The organism is Stenotrophomonas sp. YAU14A_MKIMI4_1 (genome assembly GCF_003086855.1).
Taxonomy (GTDB): domain Bacteria; phylum Pseudomonadota; class Gammaproteobacteria; order Xanthomonadales; family Xanthomonadaceae; genus Stenotrophomonas.
Map to the genome: position 1 here is coordinate 3,545,252 of NZ_CP025998.1, position 17,408 is coordinate 3,562,659.

Here is a 17,408-nt window from a genome sequence, read left to right on the forward strand (position 1 = left end):
TCAAGGGCGGGAGGTAGGCAGGCGCAGTTCAACCTTCAGATCGCCCTGGTAGGCACCAGAGCGCTTTTCATCGATAGGGACGCGCGGGGTATCGAGGGTGAGCGGCGTGGGCACGCAGAACACCGGCTGGGTCATGCCCGGCAACATCACCAGGCGCAGGCGTGCGGTATCAATGTTGCGCAGCTGCTCTTCCACGCCATTGCGCATGGGAATGCGCGCCCCGTTGTGGTCGAGGGTGACGGTGTAGTCCACACGCTGGCCGTCGTCGCTACCGCCGTTGGTGTGCCAGACCGAATAGCCGGTGGGCCCGGGTGGGCGCGTGCCGCTGTCGCGTACGGTGACGCCCAGGTACTCACTCTGCGAGCCGAGGCCGTCGTACAGACACATGTCCAGATGCGCGCGGCCACCGACGGTTCGGGCGATGGGGTCGTAGCTGAGATTGAGGCCTACGGTGGGTGTGGCTTCCTGGAACTCGGGCAGGTAGATGGAGACCGCGTCGTAGTCGGTGATGGTGAGTTCGAAGCGGTAGGTGTAGGTCGCGAGATTTCTGGTGTCGGGGGTGCTTGCACGCAGTTCGAGCGTTGCCAACCAGATACCTGCGACAAGCTTCCCTAGTTCCGGCATCTCAAGTGCAAGTTGAGCGCCAATTCCCGCAGCGTTTGCGCCGGGGCAGCCAGTTAGGTGGGTCGACCACGGCGCCATGATCCCTAGTTGCCAGAAGTCCCCCATGCAGGCACGGTTATTGAGTGCCCTCTCCAGCCCACCGCGAAGGCTGAGCTCAGCTCTCATTCCGGACCGCTGCTCAACGAACTGCAGCGGTATCTCGCGCAACCCGACGACACCATCCTCGATCCCCTCCACCGGGCACCGCCCCCTCTCCGCGCTGCTATCCGAAACACACGTCAGATGCAGCTCGCCGTAGCGCTTGCCCAGATCAACGTGGTCATACGCCAGCAGCGTGCGCGGCGGCATCAACACGATGTCCCCCGGCATCGCAGACCGATCCCACGTCATCACGATGTCGCGATGCTCATCAGTCGGGTGCGTCTCCGGCGGCCGTTGCGCCATCGCGCGCGGCACCATCACCACCAGCGCGCAGAACAGCACCAGCCACCACCACAGCCGCCGGCTCATCGCGCACCTCCCGCTGCCGCCTGCTGGCTGCTGGCCATCAAGGCCTTCTCCTGCAGTAGCCGCGTCACCCGTGCCTGCTGGCGGATCTCTGCGGGCAGCTGTGCCACGTTCAGCGGTTCGCACTGCACGGCGCCGACCAGCAGCACCACCTGGCGGCGCTCGCGTATCTGCAGCGGGCATTGCAGCAGGCGGTCGTCCTGCAGCAGGTACAGCACGGTTTCGCGGCGCGGGAAGTCGGCAACGAAGCCACCGTTGCTGCCGGTGCCCGGCACCGGTGCGTTGAGGATGCGGGCGCCGCGCAGCGGCGTGCCGGCCAGGTCCTGCGCGTTGCCGATGAAGGTGTAGGTCACTTCAATCGGCACCGGCATGCGCATCAGCTTGCCGGGCGGCAGGAACAGCGGGCGCGCGCCGCCCAAGCCGCTTACGCGGATGGAGGCGATGCTGTCCAGCGCGCTGGCGTCCTGCACTTCGGCGCGGTGCGATTGGTAGGCCGGCAGCGGCAGCAGGCGGCGCTCGCCCAGCTGCAGGCGCTGGCGGCGCAGGCCTCCCACCTGCAGCTCGGCGGCCACGCCGGTCAGCTCCAGATCGTCGGTGCCATCGACTTGTACGGCCAGGCCCGCGTCCGCGCCCAGGCCACCGCCCCAGTACAGCCCGCGCGAGCCCAGCGCGACGCCGGAACTGTGGGTGGCGCTGTAGGCCATCTCGTCGCGGCCGCGCTGCTGGTAGCGCGACACCGTCGCGCCGGTGTGGCCGATGCGGTTCTGCACCTGTGCGCTCAGCGTGGCGCTGTAGCGATCGTTGTTGTTGCCGCGCAGCTCAGCGGACAGCTCGCGGAACTGGTCGTCGTGGTCCTGGCGCAGGCTCTGCGCCACGCTGTAGGTCAGGTCCGGGCGCTGGTGCTGCGGTTGGCGCAGGTCCAGCCCGTAGCGGCGCTGCGCGTTGCCGCGCTCGCCCTGCTGCAGCCGGGTCAGGGTAAGGGTGAGGAACACGCCGCGATCGCGGCTGCTGCGCAGGCTGCCGTCGTTGTGCTGCTGCCACACGCCCACGCGGGTGGACGCGCTGAAATCGCCCCAGCGTTCGCTGCGGTTGTAGCTGGCCTGCCAGGTGCGGCTGAGCTGCGGTTCGCGGCTGGGCTGCGGCGCCCACGGCGGCAGCAGCGGGTCCAGGCCATACAGCGGATCGTCGATATCGCCGGGCACGCCCACGCCCTGCCGCCAGGTCTGACGCCGGGTATAGGCCAGGTAGGCGTTACCCCCGGCCACCGGCAGCGCTACCGAGGCACTGAGTGAATCGACGCAGCCCAACTGGTCGCGCGCGGCATCGCGGAATTCGCATGCCTTGCCCCGCATGCGCTGCTGGTACAGGTTCCAGGACGCATGGCGGCGGTAGGACAGCTGGTGCTGCTGCCCGCGGCTGCCATCACTGCCCTGCATGCCGCTGAAGCTGGCGCGGATCTCCTGCGTGGCGAACACCCGGCGCAGGTCCACGCGCAGTTCGCCATAGCTGAAGCCGCCCAGGTCGGCCACGCCGGCGGTGACGGTGGCGCTGCGCCCCAGCGGTACGCGCACGCCGCCCATTGCGGACATCTCGCCGTCGAACTGGTCGCTGCGGCGCTCGCTGCGGCGGCCGCCCTGCAGGAACCACTGCACGCTGCTGTCGGCCCAGTCGCCGCCCTTGTCGAAGGGCGCGTCTTCGCTGCGCACCAGCACGCCGTCTTCGTAGATGCGCAGGGTGACGGTGTAATTGCCGAACGGGAAACGGCGCGTATCGATCTGATTGATGCCGGCCTGCAGGTAGTAGGTCTGCAGCAGGCGCTGGCCATCGAAGGCATCCACGCGTGCATCGCGTGCCAGCAGCACGGTCAGCGGCGTGGCCTGCACCGCCGCTTCGCTGTCCACGTAGGCCTGGGTGGTGCCGATGCGCAGGCCCTGGAAGCGGTCCAGCGGCAGCATGCTGAAACTAAAGGTGCCGCCCTGCGGGCTGGACAGGTTGCGGCGGTCCATGCGCCCGGCCTGCAGGTAGTGCTCCGGGCCGATGTCATGCCGGTAGTAGGCGTTGTCCAGCTGGAAATCCTGCCGGGTGCGCTGGTTGCGGTAGCGCTGGTGGCTGAAGGTCCAGTTGGCCGAGACGTGGCCGCGCTCGAACAGGCCCAGCACCCCGGTGCCCTGTGCGGCCAGCGACTGATGATCGCGGCCGCCACTCAGGTTCACCGTCTGCTGGTGCAGGAAGGCGTTCTCGGCATTCGCGCTGACCTGGTGGTGGCGCTGCGCGGCGGGTTCGCCGGGAATCCATTGGCGGGCGACAAACAGGCGCACCGCGCCCTCGCCCTCGTCATACAGTGCGCGCACGGCGGTGGGGTCCTCCGGGGGATCGAGATAGCCGCAACCGGCGGCGGCACCGCCGTAGCGGCAGGCCAGGTGGCTGTTGCGTGGCAGCGGCTGCGACAGCGCCGGCAGCAGCGCGGCCTGCGCTTCGGCGGGCAGCTGCAACGCCTGCAGTGCCTCGGCGGGCGCTTCCAGCTGCACGTGGTCCAGGGTGACGCGCACGGGCAGCAGGCCGCTGGAGCGGCCGAACAGGCGCACGTCCAGCTGCTCGGTCTGGCCTTCAACCAGATCCTCGAAGCCGGCGGGAACGCCGCGCGCGGCGACCATGGGCGCAGCCAGCGACAAGGCAAGCGCGAACGCCAGCCGGGTAACGGCGGGGGCGGGAACGTTCATGGGGGGAGCAACCAGAAGCGGCCGGCCCGGCAAGCGGGCCGGCGCGGGGCGGAACTTACGGGCTGGCGGTCTTCTGCTTCATGGCGATGCTGACCATGCCCTGGAAGCGGTCGGCCACGGTGATGGCGCCCGGGGTCTTCTGCGCGATCTGCAGCGGCATGGCGACCGACGCGCCCGGCAGCGCGCCGTCGAACAGATCGACGGCCAGATAGTCGGTGGCGGCCAGGCCCAGCTCACGGCTGTTCAGGCTGACCGACAGCGGCACCGACGGCGTACCGGCGGCATCGCCAACCAGCACCGGCTCATTGATCAGGCGCACTTCGATGTCCTTATCGATGTCGTTGGAATAGATGCGCACCTGCTGCGACCACGGAATCAGGCCACGGCCCGGCGCGTGGTCCAGCTTGACGGCATCCGGCAGCGGGCTGCCGTCGGCCTGCAACAGGGCCAGGGTCGGGTCGACGTCGGCCAGGATGGTGATGTGGGTTTCGGCGGCATTCGCCGACAGCGAAGCCGTGACCAGCGCTGCAGCCAGCGCGGCCTTCTTGAAGATGTGCATGGGTGTCTCTCTCGGACAATGAAATAGGGAAAGCTCCCCTCCCGAACGGAGATAAGGGAGGGGAGCGCCGCCCGCCTGGGTGGGGGTGGGCGACGGAGAGAATGGTAGGAATCCCTACCCCCGTGCGGCTATTCAAGCATTCCTAAAACGTTGAACGTTAAGTGGAATTTTTGAACTCGCTCAATGTTCGAGAGTTATGCAAGTTTCCTCAGGTTGGGTTTGCAAGAATCCTCATTGCAAAGATCGCGCAATCGAGCATGGATCGGCTGTACAACCGCAAAGGGCGCGCAAAAAAACGCCCCGCAGGTGCGGGGCGCTGGGTGGGGATTGAACCCGCGGTTTCAGAAGAAAATCGCGTACAGGATGAGCAACGGAATCGGTACGCCCAGCAGCCAGAGCAGGATCATTTTCATGTCAGGTCTCCTTGTTCAGAGGTCGCGGCGACGACCGCCCCAGGTGGCGCTGAGGCTGGCGAAGAACGCGCCGATCAGCAGGGTGATGAACAGCCACAGTGCGGCGTAGGCAGTGGCCTTGCGGGCATCGTCAGCCGCTTGCTTGGCCGTGTTCTTGGCCTTTTCCAGCGCAGCACGCATGCGGGTCTGCACATCGGTCACGCGGGCCTGCGCTTCCGCCGGGCTCATGCCGGTCTCACGCGCGATCAGCTGCGACAGATACTGCGTGTCGGCAGGGTCCAGCCCATCGCCCTGCAGGCTGTTGACGATGATGCGGTTCACTTCGGCGCGCACTTCGCGGCGGTCGCCCATCGGGCCACGGCCCGGCATCGGGCGCGGCGGCGCCACACCGGCCTCGCGCGGGCCCGCATTCGCTGCCGGCGGCGGAGCAGCGTTCGGATCCATGGGTGCACCCGGCGGTGGCGGCGCCGAGGGATCGGCTGCACCGGCGTTGGTGGCGCTGCGGAACAGTGAATCCACCCAGTAGTTGAGGTCGCCTTCCGGTGCAGCTGCGGCGGCGCTGCCAGCACCGGCAGCCGCAACACCCGCCGTGGACGCCGCCGCCCCTGCGGTCGCGCCCGCCACCTTTGCACCGGCGCCCAGCACGCCGCCGATGGCCGAGGTCAGCAGGCCGGCAGTGAGAAGCGTAGCCACCGCCCACGAAACAAAGCCGTGTGCGGTATCGCGGAAGTAGGTTTCATCGCCGTGGATCTGTGTCCACTTGATGCGCAGGCGCCCTGCCAGATAACCGCCCAGGCCAGAAGCAGCCAGCGCCGTGAATGTCAGCCAGAGGATGCTGGACCAGCCGAAGGTCTCCTTGCTGACGCCTTCGAACGACCACGGTGAAACTGACGACAGGCCGAGGCCAACGCCCAGGATCAGCAGGATGAGTGACAGCGCCGCAGCGGCTGCAGCGCCGGCAAAGATGGCGCCCCAGGAAACGGCACTTTCGCTGGGCGGTGCCACGATGGGCGCGGTGACGACGGTGGCTACATCGGGCCCGAGCGGTCCGCGCTCGGGTGGATCAAAACGGGTATTCATGGAATGGACGCTCCGTATGCAGTGCTGCGGGTGCAGCTGGCGTCCTGAGGCTGCGCGTGCAGGCGTGAAGCTGGCGAGACTCTGGAATCACACGGTCTTGGCGCGTGGCGGTAAGTCCATGCGAGGCGTGGATGGTGATCGCTGACACCAGGATCGTGCCAACCAAGGTTGGCACCTACCAAGCGCATCGTGCCAACCAAGGTTGGCACCTACCAATCCGAAAAAAAAAACGCCCCGCACAATGGCGGGGCGTCTTCATTGCAACCTGCCGGGGCGATCAGCCCTGGTAGTCGCGCACGTCGCTGCCGGTGTAGACCTGGCGCGGACGGCCGATCTTCATTTCCGGGTCAACCTGCTGTTCCAACCAATGCGCCACCCAGCCGGAGGTACGGCCCAGGGCGAACATGACGGTGAACATTTCGGTCGGGATCTGCAGCGCCTTGTAGATGATGCCGCTGTAGAAATCGACGTTCGGGTACAGCTTGCGGGCCACGAAGTACTCGTCCTGCAGCGCGGCCTGTTCCAGCTTCACGGCCACGTCCAGCAGCGGATCCTGCACGCCCAGCTGCTTGAGCACCTTGCTGGTCATTTCACCGATGACCTTGGCGCGCGGGTCGAAGTTCTTGTACACGCGGTGGCCGAAGCCCATCAGGCGGAAGCCGGAGGTCTTGTCCTTGGCCTTCACCACGGCCGATTCGACGTTGTCGGCCGAACCGATTTCTTCCAGCATCTTCAGCACGGCTTCGTTGGCGCCGCCGTGGGCCGGACCCCACAGCGCGGTCACGCCAGCGGCGACCGACGCATACGGGTTGGCACCGGTCGAACCGACCAGGCGCACGGTCGAGGTCGAGGCGTTCTGCTCGTGGTCGGCGTGCAGGATGAACAGCAGATCCAGCGCCTTCACCACGTCCGGGTTCAGATCGTACTGGCCGTCAGCCGACTCGAAGGTCTGCTTCAGGAAGCGGCTGACGTAATCCAGCGAGGTGTCCGGCTTGTTGGCCGGCAGACCCTTGCCGTGGCGGTAGATCAGCGCCGACAGGGTCGGCACCTTGGCGATCAGGCGCACGGCGGCCTGGCGGCGCTGTTCGGCGTCGGACAGGTCCAGCGAGTCGTGGTAGATGGCCGACAGCTGCGCAATGGCGGCTGCCAGGATGGCCATCGGGTGGGCATCCTTGGCGAAGCTGGCGATCAGCGCGTTGACCGAATCGTCGACGTTGGCTTCGGCGGTCAGCTCATCGGTGAAGGCCTTCAGCTGCTCGGCGCTGGGACGCTCGCCGTTGATCAGCAGGTAGGCCACTTCGACGTAGCTCGACTTTTCCGACAGCTGTTCGATCGGGTAGCCGCGGTACAGCAGCACGCCCTTGTCGCCATCGATGTAGGTGATGGCCGACTTGCAGCTGGCGGTGGCGGTGAAGCCGGAATCGTAGGTGAAGAACCCCGTTTCCTTGGTCAGCTTCGCGATGTCGACGCAGTCGTTGCCAAGGGTGGGTTTGATGACGGGCAGAACGACCGACTTGTCGCCGGCGTTGAGCGTGACCTGATCAAGATCGGACACTGTGTGCGCTCCTTCATGGGAAGGCGCCTGCCCAAGCGCATTGGTCAGGCACGTGAATGACGTCCTCGGCCTGTGCCGGGGATCACGCCATTATCGCACAGCAGCATTTGCCGGGTGCTAGACAGAAGTCGTAGACAGCAGGCAGCCGCAGGCCTGCCGACAAGCGGCCCGGATGGGCAAAGCGGCCAGGGGCTGAACGCACTGTTCCGTCCATCCAAACGCCCGTTGGGCAGGCGCCGGACAAAAACAAACGGCCGCGCAATGCGCGGCCGTCGGTTCCAAGCAGTAACGACGTATCAGCGCGCGTAGCGCTTCTGGAACTTGTCGATACGGCCCGAGGTGTCGATGACCTTGTGCTTGCCCGTGTAGAACGGGTGCGAAGCCGAGGAAATTTCGACCTTGACCAGCGGGTATTCGTTACCGTCGGTCCAGGTGGTGGTTTCCTTGGTCGCCATGGTCGAGCGGGTCAGGATCTTGAAATCGGAGGTGACGTCTTCGAAGACGACGTCGCGGTAGTTCGGATGGATATCGGCCTTCATGGGCTCACACCGTAAATGGGCTGGTGGTCAAGAGCGGCATTATAAGCACCGCTTGCCGCGCGGGGCAACCGGTGCGTGGGCATTGGCCTCAGACCGCGCCCAGGGCCTGGCGTACCAGGGCCTCGAAACGGGCCTGGTCGTAGGCCATCAGCAGATCGCAGTTGTCGGGCTGGCCGGTCTGGCGGTTCCAGTCGACGATGGTGGCGCCGCGGCTGAACGTTCCGTTCAGCTCCACGTTCAGCGGACGCGATTCCACCTGCAGCTGCCCTTCCGGGTTCAGCGCCCAGGCCATGGCCACCGCGTCGGCGGTGTACCAGCGGCCGCCCTTGGCGTCTTCGGACAGCGCGCGGGTCTTGCGCGAGATCAGTTCGTAGAAGCGCGCGCGGTCGGAATCGGCCTGCAGCCACTGCTCGGCCTGCTCCAGCGGCAGGCCGTGGGCGACGGTGGCTTCCCAGTCCGACACCAGCAGGTGCTTGAACGAGGTGAACACCACGTGCGCCGCTTCCGGATCGAAGGCGATGTTGAATTCGGCTGCCGGGGTGATGTTGCCGTGGCAGGTGACCGCCCCGCCCATCACCACGATGCGCTTGATGCGCTGGGGCAGGGTCGGGTCCAGCTTCAGTGCCAGGGCCAGGTTGGTCAGCGGGCCCAGCATGACCAGCATCAGCTCGCCGGCGTACTGGTGCGACAGGCGCAGGATGGCCAGCGCGGCGTGCTCGGTTTCGGCCTGGCGGCTGGGCGGCGGCAGGTCCACGTCGCCGTAGCCGTCGCGGCCGTGCACGTGGGCGGCATCCACCGAGGGGTGCAGCAGCGGATCGGGACTGCCGGCGAACACCGGCACGTCGGTGCGGCCGACGATGTCGCAGAGCTTGAGGGCGTTGCGGACGGTGTAGTCGAGGCCGACATTGCCGGCGGCGATGGTCAGGGCGACCACGTCATGCCGTTCGTCGGCGAAGGCCATCAGCAGGGCCAGGGCGTCGTCCACACCGGGGTCGGTGTCGATCAACAGCGGGATCTTGTGGGTCATCGTTGCCGTCTTCAGATCGGCAACGAAGTGTGGACCGGGTTGATGACCGTTGCAAGTATGGGGGTGCGGGTGTCTGGCAGGGCTGCGCCCTGCACCTGCACCTGCTACGGGCAACGGCAACGGCAACGGCAAGAGCGGGCTATCCGTGGGATGGCGGGGTGGGTCCGGTTGCGGGGGACGGCGCAAGTACGTCCATGTAGCCTCGGTCGCGCCATCCATGGCGCTCACGCCCCCGCAACCGGACCCACCCCGCCTTCGACAGTTATTCGCGAACTGTCGGTACGGCGATGGGGTCGGATCCCGTTGCGTTGCAACGGGCTCCGACCCCGTTCTGGAGCCATTCGATGTGTCGCGAATGCCTGCTTTGAAATGAATGTCATGCGCTTGCACGGAATTCGAGGTTTCAAACTTTCCTCATTGAGGTGGCAGGGTCTTCGTGCAAAACATGAGGGGCCATCGACAACGGATGGCACGGGACTCCAATCCCGATTGATCTGAGGGTTGTTTACGCTTGCCTGTCGGCGTCGTTCGTTCTGGTCCGGACGGCGTCGGCAGGCAATCCGTCTGTGCGCTACGGCGGGCGGTGCGTGGAGGGCGTCATGCCCACCGGCTTTCTTCAGATCACCGGTATTGGAGCCACGCACCGCCTGCCACCTGCGCTGCCGCGTCGGTGGTCATCCATTGAGGACACCACGATGAGCACTACCCACTATCCGTTTCTTGTCGCCACGCTGGGTGAGGCGGCGGGTCGGTTGCCGGATGATCTGGCGCGTACGCTGGAATCCACATTGGCCGCTACGCAATCTGCCAACACCAGCGACGGGCCTACCCTGCTCGCGTGCCTGCGCCACATTCGCCAAGGCGACGGCGCCGATGGCCAGCCCGTGCCGGGCCGGGGCCGTTCTGCCAGCCAGCATGCGGCGCTGGCCCGGTTGGACCGCGCTACGGCCGGCATGAGTGTTCTGCTGGAAGTGCTGCATGCCGCAGAGCGCGTGCGTGTGGACGGCGAGCCGGACCAGCAGGTGGGGGATGACGTGCGCGAAGGCTTGTTGCTGGCCTGCCGCGGTCTGTGCGAGTACATGGGCACGCAACTGCCAACCGGGTAAACCCCCGCCACGCGGATACGGATCTGGAACAACGCGCGCCGCGGGAAACGCCGCCGGGCATGGCCCGGCGCTACCAACCCGGTAGATCCACGCCGTGCGTGGATGGGCATGCCCTGGCCGCAACCATCACAAACATGAATTCATCGTCGCCGGGCACACCCTTGGAGCGCTCGACATCATTTGCTATAAAAACCAATACACATTTTATAGAAAACCGCCATGAAGCTGCCCGCCCCGGCGCCGGATCTGGCCACCCTGACCCGCAAGTACGGCGAGAGCCTCGGCCGCATTCTTGATGCGCGCATCGGACCTGAGGTGAATGGCGCCTACGAGCACTGGGACAAGCTGCGTCACAGGGCTCCCCCGCCGGGTCTTAGCGCCGAGCAATGGTGGCTGGGCATCGCCTGGACGCGCGCGGCTTTGCTCAAGCCCCTGCCGCTGTTGCTGGACAAGACGCAACAACCCTTCAAGCTTGCGCTGACCGATTCGATGCAGCGCCGACTGCACTTCATTGACCGCGAGGCTGCAGGCTCCGTGCAGGGGGTGGACGCAGCCAGTGGCCAAGGGCGTTTCCTGATGCGCTCACTGATCGAAGAAGCGATGACCTCGTCGCAGCTGGAAGGTGCTTCAACCACGCGGGCCGTGGCGAAGGAGATGTTGAGCACCGGTCGCGCCCCGCGCGACCCATCCGAGCGGATGATCTACAACAACTACGTCGCGATGAACGTCATCCGCGAACGCGGCGTACGCCCCATCACGGCAGCCGAGATTCTGGAGCTGCATAGCATCCTCACGGACGGCACGCTGGAGCTGACAAGCGACAGTGGACGCTTCAGGACTGCAGAAGACAACGTTGCAGTCTTCGACCGTGGCTCTCCCCCCACGCTGCTGCACATTCCTCCCCCGGCCGAAGAAGTGCCGGCGCGGATCGAGCGGCTTTGCCAGTTCATCAACGAAGAAAGCACGCCCTTCATTCACCCGGTCGCCAAAGCCATCGCCGTGCACTTCCAGATCGGCTACGACCATCCTTTCGTGGACGGCAACGGCCGCACCGCGCGCGCATTGTTCTACTGGGCGATGATGAACGCTGGCTACTGGATGACCGAGTACTTCTCCATTTCCAGCGTGTTGAAAAAGTCACCCGGCAAGTACATGCGCGCCTACCTGTACACCGAAAGTGACAACCAGGATCTGGGTTACTTCGTCTCCCAGCAACTGGAGGCAATCGAGCAGTCGATCCAAGGACTGCATGCCTACATCGCCAGGAAGCATGCAGAGGATCAAGCCTCGCGACGCATGCTGCGTACTGCACGGCTGGGCGGCGTGCTGCTCAATCATCGACAGCGCGCACTTCTGGCCAATGCACTGAAAGACCCCGACCGGACCTACACGGTCGCCAGCCACCAGGCGGCGCACACCATTACCTACCCCACCGCATTGAAGGATTTGAATGGCTTGGTGGCAGCGGAGCTGGTCAGCAAGGAACGCGTCGGCAAAGCATCGGAGTATTTCGTGCTGCCAGGGCTGTCAGAACGGCTCGCCCTGTAGGTTGATCCACGCCGGGCATGGCCCGGCGCTACCCGGTAGATCCACGCCATGCGTGGATGGGCATCGCGAACCCTGCTCGACTGACGCCCGCCACGCGAACAGCAGCCAAGCATGGCTTGGCTCTACTGTGCATGCGGCAGAATCCTGCGCGCCGCGCCGCCGGGCGTGGCCCGGCGCTACCCGGTAGATCCACGCCATGCGTGAATGGGCATCGCGAACCCTGCTCGACTGACGCCCGCCACGCGAACAGCAGCCAAGCATGGCTTGGCTCTACAGGGCATGCGGCAGAATCCTGCGCGCCGCGCCGCCGGGCGCGGCCCGGCGCTACCTGGTAGATCCACGCCATGCGTGGATGGGTATTGCGAGCCATGGGGTCAGAGCCCTTTGCTGTGCAAAGGGATCTGACCCCGAGGCTTATGCCGAGGCGTAGCGTACGGCGGTGCCGATCCAGCGCTGCACCACGCGGTCGGCCAGCGCGGGCTGCTGGGCCAGCAGGCGCTCGGCCAGGTCGTGTACGCCCGGCAGCAGGCCGGCGTCGCGGGCCAGGTCGGCAATGCGGAACCCGGCCAGGCCGGTCTGCCGGGTGCCCAGCAGTTCGCCGGGGCCACGCAGTTCCAGATCCTTTTCGGCAATGACGAAGCCATCGTTGGTTTCGCGCATGGTCTGCAGGCGCTCGCGCGCCATCTGCGAAAGCGGTGCCTGGTACAGCAGCACGCAGCGCGACACGGCCGAGCCACGCCCTACCCGCCCGCGCAGCTGGTGCAGCTGGGCCAGGCCAAGTCGCTCGGCGTTCTCGATCACCATCAGCGAAGCGTTGGGCACGTCCACGCCCACTTCAATCACCGTGGTGGCCACCAGCAGATCGATCTCGCCGGCCTTGAACGCGACCATCGTCGCCAGCTTTTCCGCGGCCTTCAGCCGGCCATGCACCAGCCCCACGCGCACGCCCGGCAGCAGCGCCTGCAGCGACTCGTAGGTGGCCTGCGCCGGCGTGGCATCCAGCTCCTCGCTTTCCTCGATGAGGGTGCACACCCAGTACACCTGCCTGCCTTCCTGGCAGGCCAGAGCGATGCGCTCGATCAGTTCCGGGCGGCGGTCGTTGTTCAGCGCCACGGTCTGCACCGGGGTGCGGCCGGGCGGCAGTTCGTCGATGGCCGAGACATCCAGATCGGCATACTCGGACATGGCCAGCGTGCGCGGAATGGGCGTGGCGGTCATCACCAACTGGTGCGGCACGCTGTGCGCGCCGGCCCCCTTGTCACGCAGCGCCAGGCGCTGGTGCACGCCGAAGCGGTGCTGTTCGTCCACGATGGCCAATGCCAGGTCCTGGAACACCACCGCCTCCTGCATCAAAGCGTGGGTGCCGACTACCACCTGCGCCTCGCCGTTGGCCACCTGCTCGATCACCTTGGCGCGGGCCTTGCCGGTCACCTTGCCGGCCAGCCAGGCAATGCGCACGCCCAGCGGTTCCAGCCAGCCGCGCAGATTGTTGAGGTGCTGTTCGGCCAGCAGCTCGGTGGGCGCGGCCAGCGCGACCTGCTTGCCCTGCTCCACCGCCAGCATGGCGGCCAGCGCGGCCACCACGGTCTTGCCCGAGCCGACGTCGCCCTGCACCAGCCGCAGCATCGGACTGGGCCGCGCCAAGTCTTCGCGGATCTGCTTGAACACCCGTGCCTGCGCGCCGGTCAGGGCGAACGGCAACTGCTTCAGCAGGGCCTTGGCCAGCTTGCCCGGGCCCGCCAGCGGCGGCGCATGGTGCGCCTGCAAGGCAATGCGCTGGCGGCGCAGGCTGAGGTGGTGGGCCAGCAGCTCTTCCATCGCCAGCCGCCGTTGCGCCGGGTGGGTGCCAGCGGCCAGCGCGGCCAGATCGGCATCCGGCGGCGGCCGGTGCACGGTCAGCAGCGCGCTGCGCAACGACGGCAGGCCCAGGCCATCGAGCCAGCCAGTGGGCAGCAGCTCCAGCGTGTCTTCTTCGGGAAGGCGGTCCAGCGCCTGGCCGATCAGCTTGCGCATCGTCATCGGCCCCACGCCTTCCACGGTGGGATAGACCGGGTCCAGGCGATCGCCGAGGTCGGGGTCGTCGTGGCGGCCCAGCACCTGGTAGCTGGGGTGGACGATTTCCAGGCCCAGGTGGCCCGGTTTCGGCGTGCCGAAGCAGCGCAGCCGGTTGCCCACCGCGAACTGGCCCACCTGCTGCTGGCGGAAGTGGAAGAAGCGCAGCACCAGCGTGCCGCGGCCTTCGTCTTCCACCGCCACCTTCAGCATGGGCCGGTGGCGCATGCCGCGTTCGACCGCCACTACGCGCACGTCCACCTGCGCCGGCACGCCGTTGCGCAGGTCTTCGATCAGGGTCAGGCGGGTACGGTCTTCATAGCGCAGTGGCAGGTGCAGCCACAGATCCTGCAGGGTGGCCAGGCCACGCGCCTGAAGTTTGGCGGCCACGGCCGGGCCCACGCCGGCCAGCATCGCCAAGGATGCTTCGCCGGACGGTGACAGTGCCGGGGTGACCGCCGCCTTGCGTGCCACGTGGCGGTCAGTCGATGACCATCACCGCGTCGACCTCGAAGTTGGCGCCCTTCGGCAGGCCCGAGACTTCGATGGTGGAACGGGCCGGGAACGGGGCCTGGAAGTAGTCCTGCATGACCGCGTTGACCTTGGCGAACTCACCCAGGTCGGTCAGGTACAGGCCCAGGCGCACGACCTTGTCCAGCGAACCACCGGCGGCTTCGGCCACGGCCTTCAGGTTGTCGAAGGCGCGGCGGGCCTGCGCTTCGATATCGCCGGCACCGACGATGTCACCGGTGGCCGGGTCCAGCGGAATCTGGCCGGAGAAGTACACGGTGTTGCCGGCGCGCACGGCCTGCGAGTACGGGCCGATGGCGGCGGGTGCCTTTTCGGTGTTGATGATCTGGCGGGACATGGTCGCTCCGGTGCTTTGGGAAAACAGAGCGGTGATTGTAGCAACCCGGTAGCGCCGGGCCATGCCCGGCGAGCGTTGATGCATGCCGCGCTGCGCGCTCGCCGGGCGTGGCCCGGCGCTACCGCGCCAGCATCCACGCGTGGCGTGGATCTACTGCCGGCGTACCGACTGCACCACCGACAGGCGGCGCAGGCGGCGCATCACTTCGGCCAGGTGGTTGCGGTCGCGTACCTGGATGTTGAACGCCAGCACGGCGGCGTTGAAGTCGCGGTCCAGGTAGTCCACCCGTTCGATGTTGGAGTGGCTCTGGGCAATCGCGGCGGCCAATTGCGCCAGCACGCCGGTGCCGTTCTCCACTTCCACCACCAGGGCGGTGTCGTAATCGCCGGACACGGTCGTGTCCCAGCCGATCGGCACCCAGCGTTCGGGCGACTTGCGCAGCTCGGCCAGGTTCGGGCAATCCATGCGGTGCACCACGATGCCCTTGCCGGCGGTGTGGTAACCCATGATCTCGTCGCCGGGAATCGGCTGGCAGCAGCCGGCGAAGGTGACCACGCCGCGTTCGCTGCCGTTGATCAGGATCTTTTCCTGCGAATGGTGGCGCGGGCCGCCACGCAGTTCGGCGTAGGACATCAGCGCCTGCGCGGCCTGGGTCGGCATCCAGTTGCCCAGCGCCACTTCGGCCAGCAGCGCTTCCAGGCGCGGGTAGCGGTGCTCGGCCAGGAAGGCGTCCAGGCGGCCCTTGGGCAGGCGTTCCAGCGACGAATCCATCGCTTCCAGCGCGCGGTCCAGCATGCGATGGCCCAGCTGCACGGCGTCTTCGTGTTCCAGCTGCTTCAGCTGGTGGCGGATGGCGGTGCGTGCCTTGCTGGTCACCACGAATTCCAGCCACTGCGGCTTGGGCGTGGCCGAACGCGCGGTGATGATTTCCACCGACTGCCCCGACACCAGCTTGGTGCGCAGCGGCACCAGCTTCTTGTCCACGCGCGAGGCCACGGCCATGTTGCCCACGTCGGTGTGCACGGCGTAGGCGAAATCGAGTGCGGTGGCGTTGCGCGGCAGGGCCAGGATCTTGCCCTTCGGGGTGAACAGGTAGACCTCGTCCGGGAACAGGTCGACCTTCACGTTGTCGAGGAATTCCAGCGACGAACCGGCGGCGCGCTGCGAATCGATCAGTTCCACGATCCAGGCATGGGCCCGGCTCTGCGCGCTGTTGGGGGTGTCGCCGCCGAACTTGTAGGTCCAGTGCGCGGCCACGCCGCGTTCGGCGATCAGGTCCATTTCCTCGGTGCGGATCTGCACTTCGATGGGCGAACCGTACGGCCCGAACAGCACGGTGTGCAGCGACTGGTAGCCGTTGGCCTTGGGAATGGCGATGAAATCGCGGAAGCGCCCGTCCAGCGGCTTGAAGGTGGCGTGCACCGCGCCCAGCGAGTGGTAGCAGCTGGGCACGCTGCGCACGACCAGGCGGAAGCCGAACACGTCCATCACCTGGTCGAAGGATTTGTTCTCGTCGCGCATCTTGTTGTAGATGCTCCACGGAGTCTTGATGCGGCTGACCAGGCGGTGTTCCAGGCCTTCTTTGGCCAGCCGCTGCGACAGCTGCACTTCCACCTGCGCCATGGCCTCGCGGCGCACCACCGGCTGGCTGCGGATGTGTTTTTCGATGATCGCGTGGCGCCACGGGTACAGCGCCTTGAAGCCCAGGTTCTGCAGCTCGCTCTTGACCAGGCTCATGCCCAGGCGCTGGGCGATGGGCGCGTAGATTTCCAGCGTTTCGCGGGCGATGCGGCCGCGCGCTTCGCGGCTCTGCGCGCCCAGCGTGCGCATGTTGTGCAGGCGGTCGGCCAGCTTGATCATGATCACGCGCAGGTCGCGCGACATCGCCAGCAGCATCTTGCGGAAGCTTTCGGCGGCCGCTTCCTGGCGGTCGCGGAACTTCAGCTTGTCCAGCTTGGTCACGCCATCGACCAGCTCGGCCACGGCTTCGCCGAACTCGGCGGCCAGTTCCTCGCGGGTCAGCGGGGTGTCTTCGATGGTGTCGTGCAGGATCGCAGCGATCAGCGCTTCCACATCCAGGCCCAGCTCGGCCAGCACCTGGGCCACGGCCACCGGGTGGGTGATGTAGGGTTCGCCCGACTTGCGCGTCTGCCCAGCATGTGCCGACGCACCGACTTCCCAGGCCCGGCGCAGCAGCGGCAGCTGCTCGGGGGGCAGGTAGTGGGCGGCGCGTTCAAGCTGGAGGACGTAATCAGGTACGGCCGCGGCGGTGGGCGCGGCTACCTTGGCAGTGGGGCCTGGGTTCATGCCCGAAGCCTATTCCAGCGCGACGTTTACGGCAAACCCTGAATGCGAAACAGCCCGCACGGGGCGGGCTGTTCGGCTGTCCAGCAATGACCTTGATCGATGCGATCAATCGTCGTTCTTGGACATGTCTTCGTCGGCAACCACTTCGGCGGCGGCCCATTCCAGCGCTTCGCGCTCGGCACGCTCGCGCTCGGCCTTCTCGACTTCGTCGATCAGCGCGTTGTCGATCTTGCGGGCAGCGATTTCGCGCAGCGCCAGCACGGTCGGCTTGTCTTCGGTTTCGCTGTTGTCCAGCGTGGCCTGCACGCCATTGGCGAGCTGGCGGGCGCGCTTGGAGGCCATCATGACCAGGTCGAAACGGTTGTTAACGACTTCCAGGCAATCTTCTACGGTAATGCGGGCCATACGGGCTCCCGGCGACCGGTCGGCCGCTCAGTCGAATGAGGGAAAGGGGACGGAGTGTACGGCCAGGGGCTGGACAAAATCAAGCCAACCCCTGGCGG

13 protein-coding genes are annotated in these 17,408 nt (G+C 66.6%); 2 read left to right on the forward strand and 11 right to left on the reverse strand.

What is annotated here, in order from left to right; translation table 11 throughout:
• The 7 genes from C1931_RS16115 to C1931_RS16145 all read right to left on the reverse strand — a co-directional run bounded on the left by C1931_RS16115 (position 1) and on the right by C1931_RS16145 (position 9,024).
• A complete protein-coding gene (locus C1931_RS16115) occupies positions 1 to 1,134 on the reverse strand; it encodes a CfaE/CblD family pilus tip adhesin (RefSeq protein ID WP_108757059.1) in 1,134 nt (377 codons plus the stop codon).
• Positions 1,131 to 3,851 (reverse strand): TcfC E-set like domain-containing protein, encoded by a 2,721-nt coding sequence (locus C1931_RS16120; protein WP_108757060.1) that lies wholly within the window; start codon positions 3,849 to 3,851, stop codon positions 1,131 to 1,133. Before C1931_RS16120 ends, C1931_RS16115 begins: the two co-directional genes overlap by 4 nt.
• A 55-nt stretch (positions 3,852 to 3,906) precedes the next feature.
• Positions 3,907 to 4,410: a CS1 type fimbrial major subunit gene (locus tag C1931_RS16125; protein ID WP_108757061.1), complete on the reverse strand. Its 504-nt coding sequence runs from the start codon at positions 4,408 to 4,410 to the stop codon at positions 3,907 to 3,909.
• A 428-nt stretch (positions 4,411 to 4,838) separates the two neighbouring features.
• A complete protein-coding gene (locus C1931_RS16130) occupies positions 4,839 to 5,903 on the reverse strand; it encodes a hypothetical protein (RefSeq protein WP_108757062.1) in 1,065 nt (354 codons plus the stop codon).
• Between the two features lie 277 nt (positions 5,904 to 6,180).
• Positions 6,181 to 7,458 carry a citrate synthase gene (locus C1931_RS16135; RefSeq protein ID WP_108754031.1) on the reverse strand — a complete coding sequence of 426 codons (1,278 nt, stop codon included), beginning with the start codon at positions 7,456 to 7,458 and terminating at the stop codon, positions 6,181 to 6,183.
• A gap of 296 nt (positions 7,459 to 7,754) precedes the next feature.
• Positions 7,755 to 7,997, reverse strand: a complete 243-nt coding sequence (locus tag C1931_RS16140) for a type B 50S ribosomal protein L31 (RefSeq protein WP_079223041.1) — start codon at positions 7,995 to 7,997, stop codon at positions 7,755 to 7,757.
• An 88-nt stretch (positions 7,998 to 8,085) separates the two neighbouring features.
• Positions 8,086 to 9,024 (reverse strand): nucleoside hydrolase, encoded by a 939-nt coding sequence (locus tag C1931_RS16145; protein ID WP_108754032.1) that lies wholly within the window; start codon positions 9,022 to 9,024, stop codon positions 8,086 to 8,088.
• 695 nt (positions 9,025 to 9,719) lie between these two features.
• Here C1931_RS16145 and C1931_RS16150 point away from each other — a divergent pair.
• A complete protein-coding gene (locus C1931_RS16150) occupies positions 9,720 to 10,130 on the forward strand; it encodes a hypothetical protein (RefSeq protein WP_108757063.1) in 411 nt (136 codons plus the stop codon).
• Positions 10,131 to 10,349: 219 nt separating this feature from the next.
• Positions 10,350 to 11,678 carry a Fic family protein gene (locus C1931_RS16155; RefSeq protein WP_108757064.1) on the forward strand — a complete coding sequence of 443 codons (1,329 nt, stop codon included), beginning with the start codon at positions 10,350 to 10,352 and terminating at the stop codon, positions 11,676 to 11,678.
• Between the two features lie 414 nt (positions 11,679 to 12,092).
• Here the strand turns inward: C1931_RS16155 and recG are convergent, their stop codons facing one another.
• The 4 genes from recG to rpoZ form a co-directional block, all read right to left on the reverse strand.
• Positions 12,093 to 14,204: an ATP-dependent DNA helicase RecG gene (gene recG, locus C1931_RS16160; RefSeq protein WP_108757065.1), complete on the reverse strand. Its 2,112-nt coding sequence runs from the start codon at positions 14,202 to 14,204 to the stop codon at positions 12,093 to 12,095.
• A 7-nt stretch (positions 14,205 to 14,211) separates the two neighbouring features.
• Positions 14,212 to 14,598, reverse strand: coding sequence for a RidA family protein (locus C1931_RS16165; protein ID WP_108750974.1), 387 nt, complete (start codon positions 14,596 to 14,598; stop codon positions 14,212 to 14,214).
• A gap of 150 nt (positions 14,599 to 14,748) precedes the next feature.
• Positions 14,749 to 16,905, reverse strand: coding sequence for a bifunctional (p)ppGpp synthetase/guanosine-3',5'-bis(diphosphate) 3'-pyrophosphohydrolase (locus C1931_RS16170; protein ID WP_108750975.1), 2,157 nt, complete (start codon positions 16,903 to 16,905; stop codon positions 14,749 to 14,751).
• A 105-nt stretch (positions 16,906 to 17,010) separates the two neighbouring features.
• Complete coding sequence (gene rpoZ / locus C1931_RS16175; RefSeq protein ID WP_108750976.1) at positions 17,011 to 17,310, reverse strand: DNA-directed RNA polymerase subunit omega; 300 nt, start codon at positions 17,308 to 17,310, stop codon at positions 17,011 to 17,013.
• Positions 17,311 to 17,408 lie beyond the last annotated feature (98 nt).